16 protein-coding genes, 2 tRNA genes and 3 rRNA genes are annotated in these 21,665 nt (G+C 37.6%); 7 read left to right on the top strand and 14 right to left on the bottom strand.

The window, feature by feature from the left end; translation table 11 throughout:
- Window positions 1-177: 177 nt before the first annotated feature.
- Window positions 178-429 carry a type B 50S ribosomal protein L31 gene (locus K0U91_RS08180; protein WP_047445187.1) on the bottom strand — a complete coding sequence of 84 codons (252 nt, stop codon included), beginning with the start codon at window positions 427-429 and terminating at the stop codon, window positions 178-180.
- Window positions 430-698: 269 nt separating this feature from the next.
- Here K0U91_RS08180 and K0U91_RS08175 point away from each other — a divergent pair, with 269 nt between their 5' ends.
- The 7 genes from K0U91_RS08175 to K0U91_RS08145 are packed head-to-tail and all read left to right on the top strand — an operon-like array spanning window position 699 to window position 7,044.
- Window positions 699-2,108, top strand: a complete 1,410-nt coding sequence (locus tag K0U91_RS08175) for a hypothetical protein (protein ID WP_220180707.1) — start codon at window positions 699-701, stop codon at window positions 2,106-2,108.
- 15 nt (window positions 2,109-2,123) lie between these two features.
- Window positions 2,124-2,321 (top strand): hypothetical protein, encoded by a 198-nt coding sequence (locus tag K0U91_RS08170; protein ID WP_220180706.1) that lies wholly within the window; start codon window positions 2,124-2,126, stop codon window positions 2,319-2,321.
- Entirely contained in the window at window positions 2,321-2,647 is a 327-nt protein-coding gene (locus tag K0U91_RS08165) for a nucleotide pyrophosphohydrolase (protein ID WP_219970241.1), read from the top strand. The genes K0U91_RS08170 and K0U91_RS08165 overlap by 1 nt, the downstream gene beginning before the upstream one ends.
- A 53-nt stretch (window positions 2,648-2,700) precedes the next feature.
- A complete protein-coding gene (locus K0U91_RS08160; protein WP_220180705.1) occupies window positions 2,701-3,927 on the top strand; it encodes a 3-phosphoshikimate 1-carboxyvinyltransferase in 1,227 nt (408 codons plus the stop codon).
- The gene (locus K0U91_RS08155; protein ID WP_220180704.1) at window positions 3,924-4,586 is read left to right on the top strand and encodes a hypothetical protein; all 663 of its coding nucleotides are present in this window, start codon (window positions 3,924-3,926) and stop codon (window positions 4,584-4,586) included. Before K0U91_RS08160 ends, K0U91_RS08155 begins: the two co-directional genes overlap by 4 nt.
- The gene (locus K0U91_RS08150; protein ID WP_219970238.1) at window positions 4,587-5,381 is read left to right on the top strand and encodes an SDR family oxidoreductase; all 795 of its coding nucleotides are present in this window, start codon (window positions 4,587-4,589) and stop codon (window positions 5,379-5,381) included. It abuts the gene before it with no gap.
- A 58-nt stretch (window positions 5,382-5,439) separates the two neighbouring features.
- Window positions 5,440-7,044 (top strand): BamA/TamA family outer membrane protein, encoded by a 1,605-nt coding sequence (locus K0U91_RS08145; protein WP_220180703.1) that lies wholly within the window; start codon window positions 5,440-5,442, stop codon window positions 7,042-7,044.
- A 594-nt stretch (window positions 7,045-7,638) separates the two neighbouring features.
- On the opposite strand, the gene rrf is transcribed toward K0U91_RS08145, so the two are convergent.
- The 13 genes from rrf to porG form a co-directional block, all read right to left on the bottom strand.
- Window positions 7,639-7,746: ribosomal RNA gene (gene rrf, locus K0U91_RS08140) — 5S ribosomal RNA — on the bottom strand.
- 114 nt (window positions 7,747-7,860) lie between these two features.
- A 23S ribosomal RNA gene (locus tag K0U91_RS08135) occupies window positions 7,861-10,620 on the bottom strand.
- A gap of 205 nt (window positions 10,621-10,825) precedes the next feature.
- A tRNA-Ala gene (locus K0U91_RS08130) sits at window positions 10,826-10,899 on the bottom strand.
- Between the two features lie 103 nt (window positions 10,900-11,002).
- Window positions 11,003-11,076, bottom strand: a tRNA-Ile gene (locus K0U91_RS08125).
- A 181-nt stretch (window positions 11,077-11,257) separates the two neighbouring features.
- Window positions 11,258-12,774, bottom strand: a 16S ribosomal RNA gene (locus K0U91_RS08120).
- The 16S, 23S and 5S rRNA genes sit together here with 2 tRNA genes alongside, the layout of an rRNA operon.
- Window positions 12,775-14,162: 1,388 nt before the next feature.
- Window positions 14,163-14,840, bottom strand: coding sequence for a hypothetical protein (locus K0U91_RS08115; protein WP_219971754.1), 678 nt, complete (start codon window positions 14,838-14,840; stop codon window positions 14,163-14,165).
- A gap of 9 nt (window positions 14,841-14,849) precedes the next feature.
- A complete protein-coding gene (gene rfbD, locus K0U91_RS08110; protein WP_220179046.1) occupies window positions 14,850-15,710 on the bottom strand; it encodes a dTDP-4-dehydrorhamnose reductase in 861 nt (286 codons plus the stop codon).
- Between the two features lie 2 nt (window positions 15,711-15,712).
- Complete coding sequence (locus tag K0U91_RS08105) at window positions 15,713-16,198, bottom strand: acyl-CoA thioesterase (protein ID WP_219971752.1); 486 nt, start codon at window positions 16,196-16,198, stop codon at window positions 15,713-15,715.
- Between the two features lie 70 nt (window positions 16,199-16,268).
- On the bottom strand, window positions 16,269-16,769 hold the full coding sequence (locus K0U91_RS08100) for an OmpH family outer membrane protein (protein ID WP_219971751.1): 501 nt from the start codon (window positions 16,767-16,769) through the stop codon (window positions 16,269-16,271).
- Window positions 16,770-16,843: 74 nt separating this feature from the next.
- Window positions 16,844-17,392 carry an OmpH family outer membrane protein gene (locus tag K0U91_RS08095; RefSeq protein WP_219971750.1) on the bottom strand — a complete coding sequence of 183 codons (549 nt, stop codon included), beginning with the start codon at window positions 17,390-17,392 and terminating at the stop codon, window positions 16,844-16,846.
- A 5-nt stretch (window positions 17,393-17,397) separates the two neighbouring features.
- Window positions 17,398-19,938, bottom strand: a complete 2,541-nt coding sequence (bamA, locus tag K0U91_RS08090) for an outer membrane protein assembly factor BamA (RefSeq protein WP_220179045.1) — start codon at window positions 19,936-19,938, stop codon at window positions 17,398-17,400.
- A 26-nt stretch (window positions 19,939-19,964) separates the two neighbouring features.
- On the bottom strand, window positions 19,965-20,714 hold the full coding sequence (gene uppS, locus K0U91_RS08085) for a polyprenyl diphosphate synthase (protein ID WP_219971747.1): 750 nt from the start codon (window positions 20,712-20,714) through the stop codon (window positions 19,965-19,967).
- A gap of 7 nt (window positions 20,715-20,721) precedes the next feature.
- A complete protein-coding gene (gene porG / locus K0U91_RS08080; protein WP_259429325.1) occupies window positions 20,722-21,570 on the bottom strand; it encodes a type IX secretion system protein PorG in 849 nt (282 codons plus the stop codon).
- Window positions 21,571-21,665 lie beyond the last annotated feature (95 nt).

The raw sequence follows: 21,665 nt of genomic DNA, 5'->3' as shown, positions 1-21,665 counted from the left end.
ATAGTTTTTAGGTTGGAAGCTGGATGCTTGAGGCAGGAAATTTACAATCACTCAGCTTTTTACAAAAATACGAATCATTGAATAAATTTTTGCAATATGAATTTAATTTTGATAAAATTTAATCACAAAAAAAGTCTCCCAAAAATTGGAAGACTTTAAATATTTTAAAACAAAAAATTATTTAGAGAATTTCTTGTATTTATTCATGAACTTGTCTACTCTACCTGCAGTATCAACCAATTTGGTCTTTCCTGTGTAGAAAGGGTGAGAGCTAGAAGAGATTTCCATTTTGATCAATGGGTACTCTACACCTTCGTGCTCGATCGTGTCTTTTGTGTCAGCAGTAGATTTACCTACAAATACTTCGTCGTTACTCATATCTTTGAAAACAACAAGTCTATAATTTTCTGGGTGAATTCCTTTTTTCATAATACAATTTTTAAAAAAAATTAAAGTTTGCTTTCGAAATAGTAATGGTATTTCTCTGCTAAATTTTAGGTTGCAAAAATACAATTTTTTTTATAATATACAAATAGTTAAGCAATAATTTTTCACAGATAACAAATCCATTTTGAAATTTATCGAAAAACATTATAATAAACACATCGTTAGCAAACTATAGAAAAAACAATGGATAGCAACATATTAAAGTTGAAGTATTTTCGTTAAATTTGGAATCTATTTAAACTTAAATTTCAATGAAATTCAAATTACTGCTGTTTTGCTCTTTCTGGATGTTTGTTTTAGCCATTTCTTGCAACAAAGACGAGATTTCTTTTGGTGCACCGTCTCAGGAACTCAGTTTTTCGAGAGACACTGTATTTTGTGATACCGTTTATCATCAGGTGCGCTCCGAAACTTATGCTGTGAAAGTGTATAATAATGAAGACAAAGATATTATGATCCCGAGAATCAATCTTGAGAAAGGATCTGCTTCTTTATATAGAATCAATGTTGACGGAAAAGCGGGTCATGATTTTACCAATGTTCCTTTAAGAAAGAAAGACAGTCTGTTTATTTTTGTGGAAATTGCCCCGCAAGCAACAGGTCCTGAAGCAATTGCTGAAGACCGTGTGATTTTCACAAGCCCTGCAGGACAACAGCATGTTACTTTATTTTCTGTGGTTCAGGATGCCGAATTTTTTATTCAGACCCCTTCAAATCCTAATATTTTGACTAGCAATACAAACTGGACGAATAGTAAAGCTAAAATCATATATGGTAATCTTACCGTTGATCAAAATATAACTTTAGATGTTCAGGCGGGAACAAAAGTGTATTTTCACAAAAACAGCGGAATGAAAATTGCCGCCGGAGCAAAACTAAATCTCAACGGAACTCAAGCAGACCAAATCATCATGCGTGGAGACAGGAACGACCCATATTACGATACCATTCCTAGAAACTGGAATTCTATCAAAATGGAACCTGCTTCTATTCTTAATATGAACCACACCAGGCTTTTCGGGGGAACAAAAGGTCTTGATATGAAGCAGACCACTGCCACAATAAAAAATTCTTTTATCCACACCTTTCAGGAATACGGAATTTATGCTGTAGGATCTACAGTTAATGCTGAAAATTTAGTAATGAATAATTGTGGAGAATCAGCGATTGGAATTTTATTAGGCGGAAACCATACTTATAAACACGCAACAATTGCCAATTATTCTGGAACTATGAGTTCTCGTAACCGAATGGGAATTTTCGCAACCAACGAATGGAAAAATGAAAATGGAGTAATCGAAATTGCTGCTTTGCAGAAGTTAGACATCCTCAATAGTATCGTATATTCTGACAGAGATAATTCTATAAATTTAGAGCAGGCAGGTACAAGTCAATTTGAATATTTGATACAAAATTCATCGATAAAATACAACAACACTTCAGAAGCAGGATATAATTTTTCTGACGCAATTCATGTGATTCAAAGTGTGAAAAATGAAGATCCGAAATTTATTAATTACTTTACTGCACAGATGAATTTACGGGTAAAAGCAGATTCGCCGGCAAGAAATAAGGGGTCGGTCTTAGTTGCTGCAACAGTTCCGACCGATATTGTAGGAGTTACCAGAACGACAAACCCGACCTTAGGAGCATATCAGTAATTTAAATTTTTATCGATGGATTTAAATATTTTTAACATAATTATCTTTATTATTCTTACTGTAGTGTACCTAATCGTAAGAAAGTTTTTTAAAAGAGTTGCTAATCTTACTGGAAAATTGGGAGATTCAGAAATTCAAGAAAAAGAAGTTGAAATAGCAAGGCTGAATACTAAAATCATTGAACTGGAACAACAGATTAGCCATAAATCTTAATGGAAATTACAAATCTTCAGCAGCAAGTTGACGAATGGATCAAAACCATTGGTGTACGCTATTTTAATGAGCTTACCAATATGGCAATGCTTACTGAAGAAGTCGGAGAAGTTGCAAGAATCATTGCAAGAAGATATGGCGAGCAAAGTGAAAAAGAAAGTGATAAAACAAAAGATTTAGGTGAAGAATTGGCAGATGTTTTATTTGTCACCTTATGTCTGGCCAACCAAACCGGAACCAATCTGCAGGAGGCTTTTGACAGAAAAATGAAACTTAAAACTGACCGGGATAAAGATCGGCATCAGAATAATGATAAATTAAAATAGGATAGTAAATTATTAAATTCTGAAATCTGATGTAATCTTAAACTGGAAAAATAATGAAGTTAGAAAAATCAAAATTAACAGAAAATAAAACCATACAAATCAGCGGTTCGAAAAGTATTTCGAATCGTTTGTTGATTTTAGAAAGTTTATTTTCAAACATACAAATCGGGAATTTATCAAATTCTCAAGACACACAATTACTCAAAAAAGCACTCTCTTCAAGTACTGAAACTGTCGACATTCATCATGCAGGAACGGCAATGCGTTTTTTGACATCCTATTATTCAATTCAGGAAGGAAAAACGACCATTCTTACCGGTTCCGGAAGAATGAGAGAAAGACCTATCCTAGATCTGGTGAATGCTTTACAAAATTTGGGAGTTGACATCAAATATTTAGAAAATGAAGGCTTTCCGCCTTTGAAAATTACAGGAAGAAAAATTATCCGGAAAAAAGTAATTATTCCTGCAAATATTTCGAGTCAGTTCATTACTTCGCTCTTATTGGTAGCGGGAAAGTTAGAAAATGGTTTAGAAATAAATTTGATCGGAGACATTACTTCAAGGTCATATATTGAAATGACTTTAGATATTATGACAAGATTCGGCATTAAAAATACATTTGTAGGGAACACAATCAAAGTTGAATCATTCATCAATAATCGCTTATCAAACATCAATTATGAAGTAGAGAGTGACTGGAGTTCGGCGTCTTACTTCTATTCATTTGCAGCAATCGGAAGAGAAACGATACATCTGAAAAGTTTTTACAAGGAATCAACACAAGGAGATTCTGTCATTACTCATATTTATGAAAAGTTTTTCGGAATTAAAACTATTTTCACAGAAGACGAACACAAACTGACCCTTCAACCTATTGAAAATTTCCATTTTCCTGAAAATATTATTTTGGATATGAACAACTGTCCGGATATTGCTCAAACGCTTTGTGTAACCGCAGCAGCTTTGAAAATTCCGTTTGAAATTTCAGGCTTGGGAACTTTAAAAGTAAAAGAAACTGATCGACTTTTGGCTTTACATCAAGAACTTAAAAAGCTGGGAGCAGAAACTGAAATTACAGATTCAACCATAAAATCTTTAGCATTTAAAGACATTGAGGAAGAAATATCCATCAAAACATATCAGGATCACAGAATGGCGATGAGTTTTGCACCATTTTGTTTGATTAAAAAATTGAATATTGAAGATGAAAATGTTGTCGATAAATCTTACCCGACGTTTTGGGAAGATTTGTCTGAAATTTTAAACAAAGACTCATGAAAAATCTCTTTTTGTTTATTGCATTAATCATTTCTACATTCCTACGCTCTCAAGAACTTAAAAATTTTACAATTCCAAAGAATTATGAAAAAATTCTGGAAGTAAAAGGAGATTTGGATAAAGACGGAAAAGAAGAGACAGTCATAATTTTCAATACCAACATAAAAACAAAATCAGAAGGACTTGAGCGGAAATTTTATATTCTCAAAAACATCAGTGGAAACTTAAAAATCTGGAAGGAAAATTCTACAATAATAATCGACAGTAAATTCGGATTTTATCCTACCACTAATGAGCTTAATGTAATGATAAAACATAACTGTCTTATCATTTCTCAGCACTTTTTCACAAACTCGAGACATTCAGAAACGTCAAAATATACATTTAGATTTCAAAATGGAGATTTTTATCTGATTGGTGTGCAACATCAATTGGATGACACCTGTGATTATAATGTCATCAACGAAGTCAATTTCTCCACAGGTAAAGTAATTATCGATGAAGAATATTCAACTTGCGATGATGAAAAAACAGATATACCGAAAGATTTTCATAAAGAGATTATTCATAAATTTACCACACTTATAAAAATGAACGGTTTTAGGATCGGCGAAAATAAATTCAAAATTCCTCAATCAAATAAATATTTCTATTACTAAATGTCACAAACAATCATCATCACCGGAACTTCCTCAGGAATAGGATTCGTATTAGCAGAATATTTCGGGAAGAAAGGTCATAAAGTTTACGGTTTAAGCCGGAAATTTACCGAAAGTCAGTTTTTCAAATCAATCCCTACTGATATTACCGACAACAACGCTGTTCAGAGTGCAATTGCTGAAATTCTGAAGACAGAAACCAGAATCGATGTCTTAATAAATAACGCCGGAATGGGAATGGTTGGTTCTGTGGAAGATTCTACTAAAGAAGATATTTTAAAACTTTTTAATCTGAATCTTGTGGGTGCCGTTCAGATGATGAGCGCTGTTTTACCTAAAATGAGAGAGAATAAATTTGGGAAAATCATCAATGTTTCGAGTATTGGAAGTGAGATGGGGCTACCTTTTCGTGGATTTTATTCTGCTTCAAAATCTGCGTTAGACAAAGTAACAGAAGCAATGCGATACGAAGTTTACTCTTGGAATATTGATGTCTGCTCGCTTCATCTGGGTGATATAAAAACTAATATAGCAGAAAACAGAGTGAAAACCAAAGTTTCTGAGCCTTACGCAACTGTTTTTGATAAAGTATATGCTTTGATGAATTCTCATGTTGGCGTCGGAACCGAACCGTCAGAAGTTGCAAAATATATTGATGCACTTTTAGCTAAAAATAAGTGGAAAGCTCATTATTATTTCGGTAAATTCGGACAGAAGATCGGAGTTCCTTTGAAATGGGTTTTGCCACAGGGAACATATGAGAATCTCATGAAAAAGTATAATAAACTAGCTTAAATTCAGTTATTAAAACAAATTTTAGTTAGTATTAAAATATTTGGACCATTAAGAAAAGTTGAAATTATTTCTAAACATATTTTTTATCCTGTTTTGCGTTTTTGTACAAGCGCAGAAAAAGCATTATTTTCTGATCGATTCTGAAACTAAAGTCAAAAAAAAGGTAAAAGATTCAGCTTCTGCAGTCAAATTTCTCGATTCTTTAGCGCAAAGCAATTACTTCTTCACTGAGTTGAAAGAAGTGAAAATAAAAGGTGACAGCACAGAAATCATTTATGATAAAGGGAAAAATTTTAACGAGACATTTGTCACACTTTCAGATTCTATCATCAAAAAACATAAATTACAAAGTGAATTTTTCACTAAAAATTTAGACTCAACCAAAAAAGTAATCAACAAAAAATATATTGATGATGGTTTTGCATTCAGCAGAATCAAGTCAAAATACAAAGGTCAGAAAAACGGGTATCCTAATGTAGAGCTCGATATTAATAAAAATGATAAACGGACAATCGATGGTTTTGTGGTAAAAGGGTATTCGAAAGTTCCTAAAAGATTTATGAAAAATCTCGAGAAGGAATTTAAAGGAAAAACATACGATGATAAAAATTTGATTTCGATCAATAAAAATTTTCAGAGCCATGCTTTTGTAAGCCTCGAACGGCCACCACAAACGCTTTTCACAAAAGATTCTACACAGATTTATCTGTTTATGGAAAAGAAAAAGACCAATAGTTTTGATGGTGTCATTGGTTTTGGAAATGATAAAACAGAAAAATTCACTCTAAACGGAACACTGAATGTCAATTTCAGAAATATGTTTAACAGTTTTGAAACTGTGAATTTATATTGGCAGAGAAACCCGGATAAAGGTCAAAATTTCGATTTACAAACCGATATTCCATATTTATTTAAGTCAAATGTTGGTTTGAATATGAAAGTAAATATTTTCAGACAAGATTCTACTTTTGCCAATGTAAAAGCACTTCCTGCTTTATATTATCACATGAACAGTCGAAATAAGATAGGTCTGCGGGGAACTTTTGAAAGCTCTACAATTATCGATTCACTTTACGTTCAGGGAAAAGATTACAACAAAAAAGGCATCGGAATCTGGTTTGAAATGATAGAACCTACAGACATTGATTTGTTTCTTTATAAGACGAAAATTAGCGCCGGATATGATTATCTGACGACCGTTTATACCAAAGATGATGTTACGGCTCCGCAAAATCAGTTTTACTTTTTCGGGGAACATAATTATCACATCAACGGTAATCACTTTCTCAATATAAAAGGCGAAGGTGCAATGATGGATTCTAAAATTGATTTTTCTGCCAACGAGCTCTACCGTTTTGGAGGCTGGAATTCCTTACGCGGTTTTAATGAAAATTCTCTTGCCGCCGATTTCTACTATTACGGAGGTCTGGAATATCGGTATCTGATCGGTAATCAGGCATTTTTCGATGTATTTGGACAATATGGGCAGCTAAATAACAAATCGCTCAAGGTAAAGCCAAAATTATACAGTGTCGGGCTGGGTTTTAACTTTTTTATTCCGATTGGTTTAATGAGTTTTCAGCTATCGAATGGTAATGAATTTGGGAATCCTTTCAAATTTAATGATATCAAAATCCACTGGGGAATTCTGAGTAGGTTTTAAGAGCCTAAATTAATTTCAACAGTTCGGCAGTTTCTTAAAGCATTCAAAACTTTACTAATTATCACTTTCACTATCATCAGGAGCTTCTACCCTTTCTTCACTGTATCTTTTTTGTTGCCTGTGCTTTTTCCAAAGAACACAAAAGGATGTCGTTTCGATCGGGGTTAGGGTGAGGTATATTCCCTCATGCGGTGTCAAAAATATTAAAATTTCTGATTTAGGTTTAGGTTTAAGTTTCGGTAATCACGTTTTTGTATTGAACTTCATTCTAATTGATAACAAAACAATTCTTTATTGGTCAACGTAAACGGAGTTTTATGACAGGTTGTAAGCTAAAAGATTCTTTACGCCGCAGAGCCACGAAGTGGCGAGCTGTTCATAGAACATAGATCATATTGATTGATTGATTGATTGATTGATCAGTTAAGATGATCAAGCTCCGGAGGAGCGGCCTGTTAAAGTCGGCTGGACATAAAAAAATCTGCTATTTAAATATCAAGATAATTTTTGCCTTTGTGTCAGCTTTAAATTTAGCTTCAGTTTATTTCAAAAAAAAAGCTCCTTTATCGTTTGATAAAGGAGCTTTAAAAAAAAGACTGGCGGCGACCTACTCTCCCGCTTTCGCAGTACCATCGGCGCTGGTGGGCTTAACTTCTGTGTTCGGAATGGGAACAGGTGAGCCCCACCGCTAAAACCACCCTAAAGGTTGTATATAGCTGTAAGCATTAGGTTTTAGGCCTTAAGCTTATGGCTTTTTATCGATAAAAATGTTCACAAAGAGAGAACCTTGATTGCGCAATTAAGCGTTGCCAATTAGGCAATAAATCTACGGGTAATTAGTACTACTCGGCTATGCTGTTACCAACTTTACACCTGTAGCCTATCAACGTCGTCATCTCCAACGACCCTTAAAAGATGTCTCATCTTGAGGCGAGTTTCGCACTTATATGCTTTCAGTGCTTATCTCTTCCAAACGTAGCTACTCAGCGGTGCTCCTGGCGGAACAACTGATACACCAGAGGTTTGTTCAATTCGGTCCTCTCGTACTAGAATCAAGCCCTCTCAAACATCTAACGCCCGCAATAGATAGAGACCGAACTGTCTCACGACGTTCTGAACCCAGCTCGCGTGCCACTTTAATGGGCGAACAGCCCAACCCTTGGGACCTTCTCCAGCCCCAGGATGTGACGAGCCGACATCGAGGTGCCGAACCTCCCCGTCGATGTGAGCTCTTGGGGGAGACTAGCCTGTTATCCCCGGAGTACCTTTTATCCTATGAGCGATGGCCCTTCCATACGGAACCACCGGATCACTATGTCCTGCTTTCGCACCTGATCGACTTGTAGGTCTCACAGTCAAGCACCCTTATGCCATTACACTCTACGCACGGTTACCAAGCGTGCTGAGGGTACCTTTGAAAGCCTCCGTTACTCTTTTGGAGGCGACCACCCCAGTCAAACTACCCACCACGCAGTGTCCTTCTAAAAGAAGTTAGGCTCCAAGTAAGTAAAGGGTGGTATTTCAACGTTGACTCCACAAACACTAGCGTGCCTGCTTCAAAGTCTCCCACCTATCCTACACATTACTTACTCAAAGTCAATACGAAGTTATAGTAAAGGTTCACAGGGTCTTTTCGTCCCATTGCGGGTAAACGGCATCTTCACCGTTACTACAATTTCACAGAGCTCATGGTTGAGACAGTGCCCAGATCGTTACACCATTCGTGCAGGTCGGAACTTACCCGACAAGGAATTTCGCTACCTTAGGACCGTTATAGTTACGGCCGCCGTTTACTGGGGCTTCAGTCAAACGCTTCGCATTGCTGCTAACGCCCTTCCTTAACCTTCCAGCACCGGGCAGGTGTCAGACCCTATACAGCATCTTTCGATTTAGCAGAGTCCTGTGTTTTTGATAAACAGTCGCCTGGGCCTCTTCACTGCGGCCAGCATTGCTGCTGGCGTCTCTTCTTCCGAAGTTACGAGACTATTTTGCCTAGTTCCTTAACCATGATTCACTCTAGCACCTTAGGATTCTCTCCTCGACTACCTGTGTCGGTTTTGGTACGGGTTGCTTCACTTCGGCTTTTCTTGGAAGCACTTTCCCTGCAGCAGCTTCGCCCGAAGGCTAGGCCTTGACTATTCCGTCAGTCTCCAGCAGGTACGGCACTCCGTCCCCTTTTTAGTGTGAGCAAGTATGGGAATATTAACCCATTGTCCATCCACTACCCCTTTCGGGTTCGCGTTAGGTCCCGACTAACCCTCAGCTGATTAGCATGGCTGAGGAAACCTTAGTCTTTCGGTGAGCGGGTTTCTCGCCCGCTTTATCGTTACTTATGCCTACATTTTCTTTTCTGTACGCTCCACAATATCTCACGATACTGCTTCTGTGCGAACAGAATGCTCCCCTACCAGATACAACCCAAAGTTGTAAATCCATAGCTTCGGTACTCTATTTATGCCCGATTATTATCCATGCCGGACCGCTCGACTAGTGAGCTGTTACGCACTCTTTAAATGAATGGCTGCTTCCAAGCCAACATCCTAGCTGTCAATGCAGTCCAACCGCGTTGCTTCAACTTAATAGAGATTTGGGGACCTTAGCTGTTGGTCTGGGTTCTTTCCCTCTCGGACACGGACCTTAGCACCCGCGCCCTCACTGCCGTGGAACATTTATTAGCATTCGGAGTTTGTCAGGAATTGGTAGGATTTGACTCCCCCGCATCCAATCAGTAGCTCTACCTCTAATAAACTTATACACGACGCTGCACCTAAATGCATTTCGGGGAGTACGAGCTATCTCCCAGTTTGATTGGCCTTTCACCCCTACCCACAGGTCATCCGAAGACTTTTCAACGTCAACCGGTTCGGTCCTCCACTTTGTGTTACCAAAGCTTCAACCTGCCCATGGGTAGATCACAAGGTTTCGCGTCTAATCCTACTAACTAAGCGCCCTATTCAGACTCGCTTTCGCTCCGGCTCCGGACCTGAAGTCCTTAACCTCGCTAGTAAAATTAACTCGTAGGCTCATTATGCAAAAGGCACGCCGTCACCCAACTTGTGGGCTCCGACCGCTTGTAGGCGTACGGTTTCAGGTTCTATTTCACCCTTCTATTCGAAGTGCTTTTCACCTTTCCTTCACAGTACTTGTTCACTATCGGTCTTTCAGGAGTATTTAGCCTTGGAGGATGGTCCCCCCATATTCAGACAGGATTTCACGTGTCCCGCCCTACTCATTTATCACTTATGTATGCCTTTCATATACGGGGCTATCACCCTCTATGGCTGTTCTTTCCAGAACATTCTATTAAACATATAAAAGCTTTTGGGCTAATCCGCGTTCGCTCGCCACTACTTACGGAATCTCTTCGATTTCTTTTCCTCAGGGTACTTAGATGTTTCAGTTCTCCTGGTTTGCTCTCCTTGCGGAGTGACATGTCTTCAACATGCCGGGTTGCCCCATTCGGACATCTGCGGATCAATTCGTGTGTGCCGATCCCCGCAGCTTTTCGCAGCTTACCGCGTCCTTCTTCGCCTCTGAAAGCCTAGGCATCCGCCATACGCCCTTAACGATTTCTTTCCTAATTATTAATTAGTTCAGTATTTTTTGCTCAGTATTACTACCAAGCTATTTTTGTAAACTCAAACGCTTAATTGCGCTCGGTTTTCTCTTTGTGATATTTTTACCGTTAATGTCAATGATCTTATGTCTTTCTGAAAGTCTGATAAACGGATATTTGTTTTGGCTCTATCCATCGTACTTTTAAATCAAACTCGCAAAACTGTGGAGAATAAGGGAGTCGAACCCTTGACCTCCTGCGTGCAAGGCAGGCGCTCTAGCCAGCTGAGCTAATTCCCCCTCTAGGTAAGATTAAATGATTAAAAGATTTAATAATTAAAAAATTAACAATCGCTAATATTTTAATCTTTCAACTTTTTAATACTTTAATCCCTTCAATTAGTAGTCTCGGGCAGGCTCGAACTGCCGACCTCTACATTATCAGTGTAGCGCTCTAACCAGCTGAGCTACGAGACTCTCTCTAATTAATAATTATTAATTAATAATTGTTAATTATCTCTCTTCCCTAATACTAATTTCTAGTGGGTTTTGTATTTTTATAATATAAGCAACCGAGTAAAAACTAAAACGTTTTCTTTTAAGCAAGTATATGATACATTTAAGTATCTTTTTTTGTTTAACGTCTAAGGACGCTCTAAAATGAGATGTTCCAGCCGCACCTTCCGGTACGGCTACCTTGTTACGACTTAGCCCTAGTTACCTGTTTTACCCTAGGCAGCTCCTGTTACGGTCACCGACTTCAGGTACCCCAGACTTCCATGGCTTGACGGGCGGTGTGTACAAGGCCCGGGAACGTATTCACCGCGCCATGGCTGATGCGCGATTACTAGCGATTCCAGCTTCATAGAGTCGAGTTGCAGACTCCAATCCGAACTGAGACCGGCTTTCGAGATTTGCATCACATCGCTGTGTAGCTGCCCTCTGTACCGGCCATTGTATTACGTGTGTGGCCCAAGGCGTAAGGGCCGTGATGATTTGACGTCATCCCCACCTTCCTCTCTACTTGCGTAGGCAGTCTCACTAGAGTCCTCAACTTAATGCTAGCAACTAGTGACAGGGGTTGCGCTCGTTGCAGGACTTAACCTAACACCTCACGGCACGAGCTGACGACAACCATGCAGCACCTTGAAAATTGCCCGAAGGAAGGTCTATTTCTAAACCGATCAATTCCCATTTAAGCCTTGGTAAGGTTCCTCGCGTATCATCGAATTAAACCACATAATCCACCGCTTGTGCGGGCCCCCGTCAATTCCTTTGAGTTTCATTCTTGCGAACGTACTCCCCAGGTGGCTAACTTATCACTTTCGCTTAGTCTCTGAACCCGAAAGCCCAAAAACGAGTTAGCATCGTTTACGGCGTGGACTACCAGGGTATCTAATCCTGTTCGCTCCCCACGCTTTCGTCCATCAGCGTCAGTTAAGACATGGTAACCTGCCTTCGCAATTGGTGTTCTAAGTAATATCTATGCATTTCACCGCTACACTACTTATTCCAGCTACCTCTACCTTACTCAAGACCCGCAGTATCAATGGCAGTTTCATAGTTAAGCTATGAGATTTCACCACTGACTTACGAGTCCGCCTACGGACCCTTTAAACCCAATAAATCCGGATAACGCTTGCACCCTCCGTATTACCGCGGCTGCTGGCACGGAGTTAGCCGGTGCTTATTCATACTGTACCTTCAGCTACCCTCACGAGGGTAGGTTTATCCCAGTATAAAAGAAGTTTACAACCCATAGGGCCTTAGTCCTTCACGCGGGATGGCTGGATCAGGCTCTCACCCATTGTCCAATATTCCTCACTGCTGCCTCCCGTAGGAGTCTGGTCCGTGTCTCAGTACCAGTGTGGGGGATCACCCTCTCAGGCCCCCTAAAGATCATTGACTTGGTGAGCCGTTACCTCACCAACTATCTAATCTTGCGCGTGCCCATCTCTATCCACCGGAGTTTTCAATATCGAATGATGCCATTCAATATATTATGGGGTATTAATCTTCCTTTCGAAAGGCTATCCCCCAGATAAAGGCAGGTTGCACACGTGTTCCGCACCCGTGCGCCGCTCTCAAAGATCCGAAGATCTTCTACCGCTCGGCTTGCATGTGTTAGGCCTCCCGCTAGCGTTCATCCTGAGCCAGGATCAAACTCTCCATTGTATGTTTGTCTTACGCTCACTCAAAGTTTTGACGCTTTAGTTTTTCCTTACTTGGTTGTTATATCTATTTTTCAATGATCTCTTCTCTTCCGCTCCCCCGGCCACCCTTTTCTGTCGTTGGGCTTTGCCGTATTTGCGTGTGCAAAAGTAATAATTTATTCCGAAACAGCCAAATGTTTTTGTGAAAAATTTAAAGTTTTTTTAGTAACCCTAATCTCCCATTTACAACACCTAAACTTCCCTACTCCTGCGCTCCCTTTATCGGGACTGCAAAGATATAAACTTTTTCTTTCCTCACAAATTTTTATCAACTAAATTTTTGCAATTCCCTAAATTTATATCCAAATAGGATCTTCTTTAAACGCCCGCTTTAAGGCTCTCCTGCGCTACCAATCACTCTCGTTTTCAGTGGGGCAAAGATAGGGCATTTTCTATATCCACACAAATTTAATTAACATCATGTTGAAGTTTAATTCATATAACAGCATAAGACACTGAAAGTCTGAGAGAAAAATTTAACGTGGAAGGTTAGGTGAAGGGGGACAACGAATGCTGGTTTGAGGGTTTGAGAATATGGGGGATCGTGCTATAAGCACTGAAGGGCGCTGGGTAACCGTTGGTTAGGCCGCTCTTTTCTTCATGAATTTCTCTGCTGCAAACAGGGCGCTCCTCCAGAGCTCATTGTGGAAAAGTAGTGTATTTGAGCGGTTCCCGGAAAGATCGCACCTGAAAGGATCTTCTTAATTAGATGATTTATTAGTAACCTTTGTGTAAGAAGCTTTGCGTGCAGCTCTCTACGGAACCCAGCTTTCATTTATAAATCATGATGCAAATTGCTCTCCTCCGGAGTTTATGTATTGCCGGTGATCTGGCTACAGATATTTTATGTTTGTAAAGATCAGGCTTTCAGATTTTTCCAAATTAACAAATGAACGCGCTCCGCAGGAGCGCAATGACTACAGGTGATTTTCTAAAACACGATGAAGATGCCGCTGTTTTCTCTGATAAATAATCTCTGCAGACATGGTGCTTCTACGGAGCTTATTACAAGGATGAACTGAAATTAAAAAAATTTTAGTCGTCTCAAGGTAATATTCAAAGAGTCGTATATAAATATGACTGATAAAATTGCTGGGTCTAATTAAATTTAGTGGTAACAATGGTAATTTTTATCGCCTCCCCCCTAGCCCCGATCGAAGCGGCATCCTTTTTTGCGGTGGCGGAGCGCAGCGGAGACCAACGCAAAAAAGATACAGCAAAGAGAGGGAATGAGCTCCTCAAGAAAATAATCAAAATGTAAAGCAATCTTTTAAAGATAAAATATATCAATATATAAGAAATGCCTCTGAAAATACAAAGACATTATTTAAAGAAATTTAATCGATAAACTTATTTTGTTTCCTGATAAATTACTGATAGAAATTCGGCGAAAGATTTTTCTAAACCAACGATATCACCTGACTTTAAATGTAGGGTACCATCATTTTTACTGCTGTTACCTAATCTTGCAGACGAAATCTGGTAATACTGATCTGAATTTTTAGCACCTTTCTGAATTTTTATGGTAGAACCTAAAAGCTTTTTTGTAGATATCGTGTAAATTTCTCCGGAAATCATAGAAATTTTCAGGTATGTTCTTGGCTGTAGTATGTAATCTTTTCTGTTAATGCTTATTTTCTGGTCTTTTTGCGAAGCGGCAAACAAATAAAGATTTCCTTCTTCCAATGAAAATTTTTCTGCAGGCATATAAAATAATTGTAATCGATAGTGAGATGCATTGAATTTCTGAGGATTCTCATCTATGCTTTCAAATGGCTTTACCGAAAATGAATTGGCTCCGATTTCTTTTGCTTTTTTATAAATCTGCGAAAAAACAGCTGCATCATCTTTTGAAAATCCTTGTACTTCAATTTCTCCAAGATATTGTGCATCATTTCCCGATTCTTTTAGGTGATAAAGGAATTTGTCTGTGTTAACGTTTGTTTTTTCAACTTTTGTGAGATATATATTTTGTGCACTTATTAAATGCGCAAAGAAAATCAAGGTAGTAATTATTAAATTTTTCATCAGCAAGAATTATCTCGAAAGAATTTGAACACATTCTTCCAAGCTGTTTTCCCAATGTTTGGGTTCGATCTTATAAATTTCTTCAATTTTATCGAGACAGAGAGTACTCCTTTTTGGTCTTTTCGCAGGAGTTGGATATTGCTCGGTAGTTAATGAATTTAGTTTTACAGAGGATTTTGAAAAGTCTGCGATTTTTTTTGCAAACTCAAACCATGTTGTTTCCGGGTAATTTGAGAAATGAAAGATTCCGAAAGTTTTTTGAGGTGTCTCAATAATTTCCATGACCGCTTCTGCCAAATCGTTTGCATTGGTAGGCTGGCCGAACTGATCACCAACAATCCCAAGCTCGTCTTTTTGAGCGAATAAATGCAACATTGTTTTTACAAAGTTTTTATTGAATTCTGAATATAGCCATGATGTTCTCAAAATCACAGTTTCAGGATTTGCTTCTAAAGCCAATTCTTCTCCTTCTTTCTTTGATTCGCCATAGGCACCGATGGGACTTGTGAAATCATCTTCGGAATAATCTAAATTGGTTTCGCCATCAAAAACATAGTCTGTGGAAATATGAATGAAAACAGTTGCGTGATCTGCACAAGCTTTTGCCAAATTTTCAACACCATACGCATTTACTGCAAATGCCTTTGCTCTTTCTTTCTCGGCAAGATCTACCGCTGTATAAGCTGAGGCATTGATACAGAATTCCGGTCTATGCTCAGAAAAAAAATCTTTAACCTGATTTTCTTTGGTTATATCTAAGGTTGCTGAATCTGTAAAAATAAATTCATAATCCAATCCAAAATCCGGAGCGATTTTTCTGATGCAGTTTCCCAATTGTCCGTTGCTGCCTATTACTGCTATTTTCTTCATCTTTATGAATTTTTCGCGTTTTGCGATCTTAAAAATTTAACTCTTGGCTGAAAATCTTTCTGTTCTAAATTTACAAAGAATTTGTGGAATGTATCTTTGATATCCTGTGGATGAACCTCAGACTTTCTTGTCTTAATATTAAAATAAATTACAGTAACCCACAAAACCGCGTGAATAGTCTTTTCGTCAAGGCTTTTCATCAGGATTTCTACTTTTGCAGTTCTGTCCTGGATCTCGATGGTTTTACTGCTTATGACTACCTGTGTATTGTATCTGACTTCTTTTAAGTAAGCGATCTCGTTCTGAATAGCAATCCACGTGCAACCCGTTCTTTTCGTATATTCTTCGTAAGTGAAACCATAAAATTCTTCTACATGATCTTCTCTGGCGTTAAACATGTAATCTAAATATTTTACATTATTTAAATGCCCAATCGGATCACAGTCGCTGAATCTCACTTTTACCGTCGTTGATACTTCTTTTTCCATACCGCAAAAATAAAAAAACCACCTCTAATAGAGATGGTAGTTTTTATAAATCTTTGTTAATATCTAGATATTAAAGACCTAATTCTTTTTTCACAGCCGGAGTTGCATCAGGACCTGCTTTGTAAACTAATCCTGTAGAGTTGGCATCCATAATGTAATCGTAACCGTTTGCTTTAGCAACTTTAGTTACAATCTCCATCAGTTTTTTTTCGATAGGTTCGAAAAGTAAATCCTGCTTTGCAGTAGCATCTTTTCTCATTTTATCTTCCATCTGAGCCATTTCTTCCTGAATCTTCTGCATTTCTTCACCTCTTGCTTTGTTTTCAGCTTCAGTTTTTGTAGGAGCTTCTTTGGTATAAAGAGCATACTTCGTTTGTGCAGCGTCAGCTTTTTTCTTAATTTCAGCCTGTTTTGCATTTACAAAAGTTTGTAATTCTGTATCAGCTTTTTTCTTTTCTGGCATTGCATTAAGGATACCTGCGACATCCAGAGTAGCAATTTTTTGCGCTTTTGCCATACCTACAGATACAACCATCATCGCTGCTGCAAATAATACACTTAATTTTTTCATAACGGGTAATAAATAATTAATTTGTTTTTAGATTATAATTTTGCGCAGAAGTTAATTCCGAAAAATTAATTCTACTATTTTTTATTCGATTTTTTTTCCTTCTCTGTCGTTCCTTTTAGTAATATATCTAATACTTTGTCTGTATAGTCATATCTTTTTTCTAATGAAATTACATTAATGTCGTTGCTCTTATCAAGAACTATGCCCAGACCATTTTTCTGTACCATCGTTCTTATGGCTGCATAGATCTGGTCCTGAAAAGGCTCTACTAAGTTGGCTCTCAACTGGTGGATTTCTCCTGTTTTGCCGAATCTTAAACTTGTAGTGGTTTTGATGTTCTTTTCTAAATCCAATACTTCTTTTTCTCTCAGTTTCAGCTGATCGCCTACTAAGAGTACTTTTTCGTTCTCGAAAGCTGATCTTTTTTTATCAAATTCAGCCTGCAGGCTTTGAAGTTCCTGCTCCCAAGTATCTATCTGAGAATTTAGCCTTGCTTCCGCCTCTTTATACTGAGGCATCATATTTAAAATATAATTGGTATCAACAACACCAATTTTTTGTGCATTGCTGAAACTGAAAAGCAATAGTGCCAGAGAAGTGAAAAGTATTTTAAAATTCTTCATATCATTTATAAAGATTGGTTCATTAAGAAGTGAGTCTTTGTACCTGACGGCTCTGTACCAAGTATAGTCTTGTCAAATCCATACGCAAAATCAAATCCTATCAAACCAAATGCACCCATATAAACTCTTACCCCTACCCCAACAGAACGTTTCAGCTGGAAAGGATTGTACTTGCCCCAAGAGTTCCATACGTTACCTCCTTCAGCAAAAGTTAGAGCATAAATTTTTGCGGTTTGACTCATTGAAATCGGGTATCTTAATTCTAACGTAAATCTGTTGTAAATAGTACCTCCACCTTTCTGAGTGATATCATCAATTGTTCCTCCATATGTAGAAGCATTTTCATACCCTCTCAACGGAATCAATTCTCTACCATCAAATCTACCTCCGAAAAGACCGGTACCCCCTACATAAAATCTCTCAAATGGCGGAGCTCCCAATTCTTTGTTATACCCATCCATAAAACCCATTTCAGCAGAAGATCTTAAGACCAATTTGCCTGCAACTTCATTATAAACATCAGCCTTGAATTTGATTTTATAAAATTCCATCCACTTATATTTATCCGTTGGGGACATTGTAGAGTAGTCTTTGTTACTAAACAATGAATATGGCGGAGTAAATTTACCTGATAATTCAATATTTGAACCTATTGTAGGGAAAATAGGATCTATACCTGCAGAGTTTCTGCTTAATCCTATATTTAAACTTAAGTTATTGGCATTACCGTACAATTCTGTCGTATCTCCAAATTCAAAAGGATAGTTACTAAAGTTATACTTCTGGAATTGAATTCCCGTATATAATGAGAAATAATCATCCGGCCATTTCAACAATCTGTTTAAACCTACTGTTGCCGAGAAAATATTTAATCTCTGATCGGGACCGTTAGACTGGCTGTAATTTACTCTTGAGTTATTTAAACTTACAGATAATGCAGTTGGTTTTGTTCCGAATAACCATGGCTCAACAAATGAAATTCCATAATTCTGAAAATATTGACCTGCCTGTGCCTGAATTGACAATGTTTGCCCGTCACCTTGAGGAACGGGTCTGAAATCTTTAAATTTCAGGAAATTTCTAAGAGAGAAGTTATTAAAAGTCAATCCTAAAGTTCCGATAAAGCTGTTACCTCCGTAACCTGCCTGCAACTGAACCTGAGAAGAACCTTTTTCAACCAACGTCCAGTTGATATCAACAGTGTTATCCTGCTGATTTGGCTTAATATCCTGACCAATCTGTTGTGGATCAAAGAAAGACATCCCTGCTAAATCAAAATAGGTTCTTTTGATTTCGGTTTTCTTAAATAATTCTCCCGGTTTTGTTCTTAAAGCTCTCAGAATTACGTGGTCATGGGTTGTTGTATTTCCTTCCCATGTTACTCTGTTCCACGTTGCCTGTTCACCTTCATTGATTCTGATTTCCAGATTGATGTTATCGCCATTTACGGATTTCTCTACAGGTGTCACATTTGAGAAAAGATAACCGTTATTCATATAGATCGATTTGATATCAGAATCGTCTTCTTTACCTCCGTCTTCACCTACTTTTTTATTGAATCCTACAGCATCGTAAATATCTCCTTTTTTGTATCCCAAGATTCTCTGAAGATATTCTGTAGAATATACCGTGTTTCCTGTAAAAGAAATATCACCAATGTAATATTTTTTACCTTCACTCAGTTTTACATTAATTTCGTAATTGTTTTTCTTATTCCTCCATACAGAATCTGAAACGATCTGCGCATCTCTGTATCCTAAAGAGTTGTAATAATTAATCAGACTTTGTTTGTCTTCCTGATATTTTTCTTCAATAAATTTTGAAGATTTTAAAATACCACCAATTCCAAATCTTTTTTGTTTTGTTTCTTTGAAAGCTTTTTTACGAAGTTTAGCATCGGTAACGCTTTCATTACCTTCAAACTCGATATGGCTGATTTTTACTTTTTTTCCTTTTTCTACATTGATCGTCCAGTCAACAAGATTAGGATCACCTGCATTTACTTTATCTTCGATCGTAATTTTGGCATCAGCAAAGCCTTTTTTCACATAATCCTTCGGAATATTTGTTTGCAGGCTCGAGATCAAATTTTGGGTAATCTTTGTACCTGGTTTCAGGTTGTTATCCTTGGCGAGTTTTTCGTTTTTAGATTTACTGATCCCTTTCCCTGTAAATTTTACTTCACCCAGATCTTTTAAATCTTCAAGATAAAATTTCAAAACAACAGTTTTACCTTCAATGCTTTCGATATATACCTCTACTTCAGAGAAAGATTGTGTATCCCAAAGCTTTTTGATACCATTACTGATTTTCTGCCCCGGAATATCTACTTCTTCTCCTTTTGAGAGGCCTGTAAATCTTAAAATCTGTGCCGGTGTATATTTTTTGACCCCATCAACAACAATGTCTTTCAGAGTGTAAGTTCCTGTTTGATTTTCCGCAAGAACAGAGGTGTTGTTTACCTTTGTGCTGTCTTGTGGCGTCACCTGTCCATAAAAATGTGCAGAAGCGGCAAACATAATGATGGGTAATAGTCTAAACTTCATTTTATCGTAATCTTTCTTTTCTAAATTTACTGGATTTGTATCTGTTCGCCTGTAAGGCCATATCTTCTTTCCTTGTTTTGATAATCTACAATACACTGGAAGAAGATATCTTTTGTGAAATCCGGCCACAAAACATTAAGAAATTGTAATTCTGCGTATGCAATCTGCCAAAGCAGAAAATTGCTGACTCTGATTTCGCCACTGGTTCTGATCAACAAATCTACAGGTGGAAAATCTTTTGTATAAAGATAATTTTCAAATAATTTTTCATCAATACTTTCAATATCAATTTTTCCTTCTTTTACGTCGGAACTGATGTTTTTAACGGCATTCAGGATTTCGTTTTGCGAACCGTAACTTATCGCCAAAACCAAATTTCCTTTTGTGTTTTCTTTTGTCAAATCAACAACCTTTAAAAGCTGCTCTTTTACCAAAACCGGTAATTTTTCTAAATTTCCGATCACATGCATTCTCAAGCCTTTGCTAAAGATCTCTTCTGCCTCCAAAAGCAGTGTTTCCGTAAGTAAACTCATCAATGTGTTTACTTCATCAGTAGGACGCTTCCAGTTTTCCGAAGAAAATGTATAAAGTGTAAGATAAGGGATGTTAACTTCATTGCACGCATTAATGGCATTTCTTACTGCATTAATGGCATTTTTATGACCAAACGTTCTTTCTTCACCACGAGATTTTGCCCATCTTCCGTTACCATCCATAATGATGGCTACATGCTGCGGTAAATTCTCGGAACTTATTTTTTCTTTAATCGATGACATAATTTAATTAATCACAATAACATGGTGGTCTTCCGAAAGAATAGGTCAATCCTAAACTAAAGGTATTCATCCAATCTCTTGATTCTGTATCACCAACAGCTCTTCTGCCTAAGAAAGAAGCTTCTCTTTCTTTGGAAACGGCAAAATAGTCTCCTGTCTGCAAAAGAGATCCGCCGGTAGAAGGATTTAAGATATCTGCATTATAGTTTGAAATCAAATCCTCTGCTAATATCTTGCTGTGATCTAACTGATCTGTCAAAGTATATCTAAATGTAGCTTCTGCAAAAATTGCCCAGCCATGGTTAAATTTATATTTCAGACCTACTCCGAAAGGAATTTGAGCTACTGTTTTTCTACCCATTGTATACTCGGTCGTTGTCACAAAATCTAATTCGTTGATAGGCGCTTGTGCTACTCCGTCAGCATTTCTTCTGAAATCATGATTTAATGTAGCTTTTGGTGCATCAAACATTAATCCTCCGATCCCGGCGAAAATGTATGGACTCAACATACTTAGCTGCTCGTTATTCACTGGGAAAAAGTTGTACTCGAATACTACACTTGCTTCGTACACATTATTTTTACCAAATGAGTTTCTGTTTCTTCTATATTCTTCTTTAGCAGCTTTATCACTGAATTGCAGCTGATTGTAACCCAAATCTAATCTCACCGTCTGATGAGGATTAAAATTAAATCGATATAATAATCCACCATAAAAAGGAACTCCCCATTCTGAAGCTCTGTCCAAATCCAAGGGCTGCTGAAGAATATAATTGGTATTTCCTATATCCCCAACTAAATTACTCATCCCAAGACGAATTCCCAATTCATTTCTTTGCGCCTTTATACTTACCATTATACTAAAGAGGGTAAGGAAGCTAAACAATAATTTTTTATTCATAGAAGAATATGGATTTATGGTTATTTTAAAAATTAATTTTTGCAAATATA

It is taken from the genome of Chryseobacterium sp. LJ668 (assembly GCF_019613955.1).
Classification (GTDB): domain Bacteria; phylum Bacteroidota; class Bacteroidia; order Flavobacteriales; family Weeksellaceae; genus Chryseobacterium.
The sequence above is the reverse complement of the archived record's forward strand: the minus strand, read 5'-3'. Positions and strand labels throughout refer to the sequence as shown.